The organism is Luteibacter sp. P4_E6 (genome assembly GCF_056401535.1).
The window spans coordinates 1-1308 of the sequence record NZ_JBFUJE010000804.1; the positions used below are offsets into that span (position 1 = coordinate 1).

A 1308-nucleotide genomic window follows, 5' to 3' on the forward strand; every position below is an offset into this window, starting at 1 on the left:
GCCGAAACCATTGCCCTTGCATCACCACCCGAAAAAAGTACGGGTCCTTTGGACGCGGGGTCGTAACGCCAACTGGCGGGACCATGAACGCAAGTTCTCACGATGGCTGGCGCCGCTGCATCCAGTGATAGCCTCCGGGCCCTGAGCACCTGCTGTCCAATCATGGAGTGAGCCTGTGTCTGACGACATCGTGGAAATGGTCCGGCCTTCTTCCCTTGTCCAACCGCATGGAGGCGTGCTGCGGGAGCTGTACGTTTCCGGGGACCTCGCAGCGGAACTTCGCCGTGGGTCGGGGGCATTGCCCCACCTCGTGCTCGACCACCGACAATTGTGTGACCTCGAATTGTTGCTCAATGGTTCGTTCTCGCCGCTCGACGGCTTTATGCGGGAGGCGGACTACCGCAGTGTTGTTGACCACATGCGGTTGAGTGATGGTCTCCTCTGGCCGATGCCCGTCAACCTCGATGTGTCGGAGGCTGTGGCAGCACCGTTGTCGGTCGGGGATGATGTGGTTCTCAGGGACGGCCAGGGCACGGCGCTGGCCCTGTTGAACCTCTCCGACATCTTTCGGCCCGACAAGCAGCATGAGGCCCAGACAGTCTATGGGACCCAGGACCCGTGTCACCCCGGCGTGGCGGACCTTTTCGCCCGGGGTCCCGTTTACCTTGGTGGTCGCCTGCGTGGTCTCCAGCCCCCGGCCCACCAGGATTTCAGGGACCTGAGGTTGTCTCCCGCTGTGTTGCGCGCATGGTTTGACCGCGATGGATGGCATCGCATCGTGGCCTTTCAAACCCGCAACCCCATGCACCGGGCGCATGTTGAACTGACCCGGCGGGCGATGGAAGCCGTCGATGGAAAGCTCCTGCTCCATCCGGTCGTTGGTCGGACGAAGGAGGGGGACATCGACAGCCATACCCGGGTGCGGTGTTACCGCGCGTTGCTGTCCCATTACCCCAAGGACGCTGTGAAGTTGGCTGTGCTGCCGCTGGCCATGCGCATGGCCGGTCCCAGAGAAGCCGTCTGGCATGCCCTAATACGCAAGAATCACGGGGTCAGTCATTTCATCGTGGGCCGTGACCATGCGGGTCCTGGTGTGGACGCATCGGGCAAGCCGTTTTACGGCCCCTTGCAGGCGCAGGCGTTGCTGGACGAGTACAAAGATGAGCTGGGCATCAAGGTCCTGGCATTCCCGCCCATGGTGTACTCGCAGGCACGCAACGCCTTCGTGCCCTCTGATGAGCTCGACGCCGGAGAGGCTGTCAGCGATGTGTCTGGCACCCAGCTTCGTGGCCATCTGCGCCAAGGCAC

The 1308-nt window shown here is 62.5% G+C and carries 1 protein-coding gene; it reads left to right on the forward strand.

What is annotated here, in order from left to right; genetic code table 11:
* Positions 1-175: 175 nt before the first annotated feature.
* The coding region (gene sat / locus AC1DT2_RS23630; RefSeq protein ID WP_477299123.1) for a sulfate adenylyltransferase at positions 176-1308 on the forward strand (1133 nt) is incomplete at its 3' end.